The organism is Leyella stercorea (genome assembly GCF_021531355.1).
Classification (GTDB): domain Bacteria; phylum Bacteroidota; class Bacteroidia; order Bacteroidales; family Bacteroidaceae; genus Prevotella.
In genome coordinates this window covers 21,961-27,960 of the sequence record NZ_JADYTS010000042.1, presented here as the reverse complement: position 1 = coordinate 27,960, position 6,000 = coordinate 21,961, and the positions used below count along the sequence as shown (strand labels likewise).

Here is a 6,000-nt window from a genome sequence, read left to right as displayed (position 1 = left end):
CTGAGTTCTATTCATGACGCAAAGATAAACAATAATATTGGATTGTTAAAAACACAACAATATTATTTGATCCGGAGGGGCAAGGGGGTGGGGCTTATATACAAAAAAAAAGGACGACACGAATCACTCGCACCGGCCTCTCAAAGAATAATGTTAATCAATGTCCGATTTTGTCAAATATGAACAAAATCTAATAACATAATCTTTACCTTAAAATCTATCAAACTACTAACCTAATGAAAAAACATTGCATTCTCTCGAACACGTTGCAAAGATAATAATTTGTGTACGACCACACAAGAAATTGGAAAGTTTTTTGTTCATTTTTAAAATAAATTGACACAAATCAAGTGCGCGGAACGTTTTTTTGCTTTTTGAATGTTGTTGTTTATGATGATTAACAGAGCAAATAAATGGAAATAAATCTTTCATAATAGGAATTTTGCGTAACTTTGCAGTCGGTTTAAAAAGTACTGTAAATACGGCCTAATTCGACCACTTAAACGAAAAAACATAGGATAATTCAACTAAGACAAAGAAATGGAATGGATTGAAAGTCTTTTTGTGACACACTCGGCAGTGCAGACCATCGTTGTTCTGTCGCTCATCGTGTCAATAGGACTCGCATTGGGAAAGATTCACATCAAGGGCATATCGCTCGGAGTGGCTTTCGTATTTTTTATCGGAATTGTAGCTGGTAGCATGCACTTCACGGCTGACGCACAGATGCTCACGTTCGCCGAGACGCTCGGACTGTCGCTGTTTGTGTATGCGCTCGGTCTGCATGTGGGCCCCAACTTCATCGGCATGATGCGTCACGAGGGCGTATCGCTCAACCTTTGGGGACTGGGCATCATACTGGCAGGAACGGCAATGGCACTGTCGCTGTGCTTGGTATTGCCCATCAACGTACCCGAGATGGTGGGCATTCTGTGTGGTGCCACCACTAATACACCGGCTCTTGGTGCCGCGCAGCAGGCTCTTGCCAACGCCCATCAGTCGAGCAGCGGTGCAGCATTGGGATGTGCCGTTACATATCCGTTGGGTGTTGTGGGTGTGATATTCGCTATGATACTTATGCGCAAGTTTCTTGTGCGCCCAGCCGACCTTGAGCCGCGCACGGGCGACGACGAAGACAACACCTTTGTAGGACAGTTTGTGGTAATCAATCCTGCCATATCGGGCATGACCATTGCCCAAGTGTCGCAGATGACCCACCGCCACTTCATCATATCGCGCATCTGGCGATGCGGCAAGGTGATCGTGCCGCTGGCAACGACGCAGCTGCAGATGGACGACAACGTGCTCGTGGTGACCAACCGCGATGAGGTGTCGGCCATGACAATACTCTTCGGTGAGCGTGTGGAGAAGGACTGGAACCGTGAGAAGATCGATTGGAACGCCATCGACAACACGGTGGAGAGCCGCGTCATCGTGATGACGCGCACAAAGCTCAACGGCAAGACGCTCGGCATGCTGCACATGCGTCAGACTTACGGAGTGAACGTGAGCCGTGTGATGAGAGGCGACATCAAGCTGCTGGCTACTGACAATCTGCACCTGCAATACGGCGACCGCGTCACCGTGGTGGGCACTCCCGAGAACATCGACCATGCTGAGGCTTATCTGGGCAATGCTGTCCAGGTGCTCAACGAGCCTAATCTCGGTGCCATCTTCTTCGGATTGCTACTCGGTTTGGCTCTGGGTATGATACCGGTAAGCATTCCAGGCATGAGTGCTCCCGTAAAACTGGGCATCGCCGGAGGTCCTATCATCATGGGTATCATCATCGGAGCGCTTGGCTCGCGTGTACACTTCATCAGTTACACCACACGTTCGGCATCGCTCATGTTGCGCAAGCTCGGACTTTCATTGTATCTTGGCTGCCTCGGACTGGTAGCTGGTCAGGACTTCCTTGCCACCGTGATACGTCCCGAAGGTTTGCTTTGGGTGGGTGTCGGACTGGTATTGACAGTACTTCCGTTGCTCATCATAGGTGCCATTGCCCTGAAGACAAAGAAGTTTGACTTCGGCACCATCTGCGGACTGCTCTGTGGAGCCATGGCAAATCCTATGGCGTTGAGCTACGCCAACGAAACAATCAAGGGCGACCGTGCCGCCGTGGCTTACACATCGGTATATCCGCTCGGCATGTTCATACGCGTCATTATAGCGCAAATCATCATTATGTTTATGATATGAGAGTGTGTCAAAACAGAAGTTAGAGGAAGTTTGGGCTTTGCCCGTAGTTAATAGAAGTTAGCGGACATATGTATAAATTGCTGAAAACAAAGCATTTGTCCGTTAACTTCCATTCATCGTAGATGGATTAACTTCTTCTTAACTTCCTCTAACTCCTATTCTGACACGTCCTCCTTTTTTTCTTCAATAGGATTATGAGTACACTGAAAGAGAAAACGGCACAAGGATTGTTGTGGGGCGGACTCAACAGCGGCATACAGCAGCTCGTCGGACTGGCGTTCGGCATTGTTCTGGGTCGCTTATTGTCACCATCCGACTATGGTATGATGGCCATGATAAGCATCTTCTCGCTTGTTGCCACAGCCTTGCAGGACAGCGGTTTCCGCACGGCGCTTACCAATATAGAGCACCCCAAGGACGAGGACTACAACTCGGTGTTCTGGTTTAACATCATCATGGCGTCATCGCTCTACTTGATTCTCTTTTTTGCTGCTCCGCTTATAGGCGAATATTATCATACACCGCGGGTAGTGCCATTGTGCCGCTACGCCTTTCTTAGTATTGTCATAGCTTCGTTTGGCACGGCACAGTCGGCCTATCTGTTCAAGCATCTGCGCGCCAAGCAGCAAGCCGAAGCAGGTGCTTTGGCAGTGATACTGTCGAGTCTGACGGGTGTGGGCATGGCATTTGCGGGCATGGCATATTGGTCGCTCGCCACGCAAGGACTCGTTTATGTAGGCATCAACACCCTTTTGCAGTGGCATTTCTCGCCATGGCGCCCTTCTATCCACGGCATTACATTCGCTCCCGTACGCCGAATGTTCCGGTTCTCGTGCAAGATTCTTGCTACTACCATCATGACCCACGTCAACAACAATGTGCTCAACATCTTGCTGGGCCACTACTTCACGCCCCGCGATACGGGCAATTACAACCAGGCTTATCAGTGGAACACCAAGTGCTACTCGCTCGTGCAGAGCATGGTGGCGCAAGTGGCACAGCCCGTGCTTGTCAGTCTCAACGGTGAGGAGGGCCGACAGAAGGACGTGTTCCGCAAGATGATGCGCTTCACGGCATTCATAACGTTCCCCCTACTGTTCGGTTTCGGACTCGTGGCAAAGGAGTTTATCGTCACAGCCATAGGCGAGAAGTGGCTTGCGTCAGCTCAACTGATACAGATATTGTGTATCTCAGGCGCTACAATGCCGCTCTCCACGCTCTTCTCCAACATGATTATATCGAAGGGACGTTCGGGCACTTTCTTCTGGTGTACGTTCACCTTAGGACTCGTTCAGATAGCCACAATGGTGCTGATATGGCCCATGGGCATACGCTCGATGGTGATAGCCTACACCATATTGAATACATCGTGGCTGCTGGTGTGGCTGTTCTTCGTGCGCCGACTGATAGGCTATGGCTACTGGATGTTCTTCTGCGACGTAATGCCGTTTGCCCTTGCCGCCGCCGGAGTGATGGGCGTGGCGTATATAGCCACAATGCCGCTGAGCAACTTGATAGCGCTTCTCATATCACGATTCATTATAGCTGTTGTACTTTATTACGTTGTGATGAAGATAGCGCGTGTGAAAATACTCGCCGAATGCGAGCGATTTGTTAAACGAGGTTAAATAAGGACGGACGTCTGTAACAAAATCAGCCGTCAATCGTCATTCATTTAGAGCACAGATGAAAAAGATTAGTTTTCGCAACGACATCCTGCCGATGAAGGATATACTCTTCCGACTGGCAATGCGCATCACGCTAAGCCGCGAAGAGGCCGAAGATATCGTGCAAGACACCTTGATAAAGGTGTGGAACCGTCGCGACTCGTGGGATACCCTTGAGTCGGTGGAAGCATTCTCGCTCACTATCTGCCGCAACCTGGCTCTCGACCGCATGAGACTGCGCGACAACCAGAACGCTTCGCTCGATGAAACGACGCCCCAAGGAGGCGACAACCAGGCCGACACGGCATCTACACCATACGAACAGACCGTGCAACGCGAACGAGTGACGATAGTGAGGACGCTCATCGACTCTCTGCCTGAGAAACAAAGGTCGTGCATGCAACTGCGCGATATCGAAGGCAAGACATACAAGGAGATAGCCGCCGTACTCGATATAACCGAGGACCAGGTGAAGGTGAACATCTTCCGTGCGCGGCAGACTATTAAACAACAATTCCAAAAATACGACAACTATGGATTATAAATACATAAACCAACTTCTTGACCGCTACTGGCAGGGCGAGACAACACTTGAGGAGGAGCAGATACTGCGCTCGTTCTTCAGCCAGTTGTGCGTTCCTGAGGAGCTTGCCAAGTTCCGCCCCCTGTTTGTGTATGAGCAGACTGAGCCGAAGACCGATCGCCTGGGCGATGATTTCGACGAGCGTATGCTGTCTATGGTTGGCGAGCCGCAAGAGGTTAAGGCACGCAAGGTGCTCATAAGCCAGCGGTTTGCGCCGCTCTTCAAGGCAGCGGCAATGGTGGCCATAGTGCTCACACTGAGTCAGGCAGCCCAGATGTCATTCCAGAGCACCGAAGACGTGCCTGCCGGAGTGCCTGCGGCATACACTCCTCGAGTACGTGAGGGTGCCTCAGTGGCGATGAACGACACTGTGAAAATGGATACTGCACGCCACAACGGACTGAGCAGTATCGGCACAGTAGGACAGCCGTTCGGACAGAATGGTCCCACCATACTTAAGTAAGATATATTTCTATGCTTTCTCAATAAAATCATTTTAAGTTAAAACACCAGCTGATGTACACTTAAAACATATTTGGACGTAAAAACAAGCCCCTTCACCAGCGTCCATGACAAATGTTACGAAAAGTGTATGACGCTACAAAGAAAACCTTGAAGCTGTGAAGTTTCGGGGACTCTCAAATTTTTCATAACATACTAACGATTGACAGGCCGTCGGAGTCTTAATTGACACCGGCGGCCTGTTCCTTTTTTCAACTATACAGTTTCAGTCTTCTTACTGAATAACTGTTCCTCCCTTGCCAATGCTGTCGGCCTTGGTTATCACCACTTTCTTAACTCCTGCCTCTACAGCAGCAAGTGCATTCTCTATTTTGGGCAGCATTCCGCCCGAAATAGTTCCGTCGGCAGTGAGTCGGCTGAAATCGTTGCGTGTGATGGCAGGGATTACGCTTGTGTCATCGTCGGGATTGGCGAGCACACCGGGTTTCTCAAAACAGTACACCAGCGTTACGTCGTAGAGCGAAGCCAGTGCACGGGCCGTCTCAGAGGCTATCGTGTCAGCGTTGGTGTTGAGCATCGTTCCGGCACCGTCGTGCGTCAGAGGGGCAAGAACGGGCGTCATACCGGCATCTATCAGAGTCTTCAGTCGTTCAGCGTTCACCTTGTCAACGTCGCCGACGAATCCGAAGTCCACACCGTCCTTCAGCGGACGCTTGTGCGAGCGTATCACGTCCATGTCGGCACCGGTCAGTCCGATGGCGTTGATGCCAAGCGATTGCAGCTGAGCCACGATGTTCTTGTTGACCAGTCCACCGTAAACCATCGTCACCACTTCAAGCATTGCGGCGTCGGTGATGCGTCGTCCGCCCACCATCTTGCTCTCAATGCCAAGTTCGGCAGCCACCTTTGTGGCGCGACGGCCTCCTCCATGTACCAGAATTTTGTATCCCTCTATCTTCTTGAAACCCTCAAGAAGAGCGGCAAGCTGTGCAGAATCCTCCACAACGGCACCGCCAACCTTAATAATTGTGATTTTCATAAGCGTAAAATATTTACGGGCAATAAAAGCATATAACCTGCCCCTCC

Annotated in this window: 6 protein-coding genes; 5 read left to right on the top strand and 1 reads right to left on the bottom strand. The window is 50.3% G+C overall.

What is annotated here, in order from left to right:
• From I6E38_RS09850 to I6E38_RS09830, 5 genes are all read left to right on the top strand, one after another.
• Window positions 1-183: hypothetical protein (locus I6E38_RS09850; RefSeq protein ID WP_235393828.1), on the top strand; the 183-nt coding region annotated here is incomplete at its 5' end.
• A 357-nt stretch (window positions 184-540) separates the two neighbouring features.
• Complete coding sequence (locus I6E38_RS09845; RefSeq protein ID WP_235393827.1) at window positions 541-2,202, top strand: putative transporter; 1,662 nt, start codon at window positions 541-543, stop codon at window positions 2,200-2,202.
• Between the two features lie 194 nt (window positions 2,203-2,396).
• Entirely contained in the window at window positions 2,397-3,830 is a 1,434-nt protein-coding gene (locus I6E38_RS09840; protein ID WP_235393826.1) for a lipopolysaccharide biosynthesis protein, read from the top strand.
• 58 nt (window positions 3,831-3,888) lie between these two features.
• A complete protein-coding gene (locus I6E38_RS09835) occupies window positions 3,889-4,413 on the top strand; it encodes an RNA polymerase sigma factor (protein ID WP_235393825.1) in 525 nt (174 codons plus the stop codon).
• Window positions 4,403-4,915 (top strand): pyruvate ferredoxin oxidoreductase, encoded by a 513-nt coding sequence (locus I6E38_RS09830; protein WP_235393824.1) that lies wholly within the window; start codon window positions 4,403-4,405, stop codon window positions 4,913-4,915. The genes I6E38_RS09835 and I6E38_RS09830 overlap by 11 nt, the downstream gene beginning before the upstream one ends.
• Before the next feature lie 273 nt (window positions 4,916-5,188).
• On the opposite strand, the gene argB is transcribed toward I6E38_RS09830, so the two are convergent.
• The gene (gene argB / locus I6E38_RS09825; protein WP_235393823.1) at window positions 5,189-5,953 is read right to left on the bottom strand and encodes an acetylglutamate kinase; all 765 of its coding nucleotides are present in this window, start codon (window positions 5,951-5,953) and stop codon (window positions 5,189-5,191) included.
• Window positions 5,954-6,000: the final 47 nt, after the last annotated feature.

Bases quoted from the DNA above. Each gene is read 5' to 3' on its own strand.
- I6E38_RS09830 (WP_235393824.1), top strand. From the start codon at position 4,403: ATGGATTATAAATACATAAACCAACTTCTTGACCGCTACTGGCAGGGC.
- I6E38_RS09845 (WP_235393827.1), top strand. From the start codon at position 541: ATGGAATGGATTGAAAGTCTTTTTGTGACACACTCGGCAGTGCAGACC.
- argB (WP_235393823.1), bottom strand. From the start codon at position 5,953: ATGAAAATCACAATTATTAAGGTTGGCGGTGCCGTTGTGGAGGATTCT.
- I6E38_RS09840 (WP_235393826.1), top strand. From the start codon at position 2,397: ATGAGTACACTGAAAGAGAAAACGGCACAAGGATTGTTGTGGGGCGGA.
- I6E38_RS09835 (WP_235393825.1), top strand. From the start codon at position 3,889: ATGAAAAAGATTAGTTTTCGCAACGACATCCTGCCGATGAAGGATATA.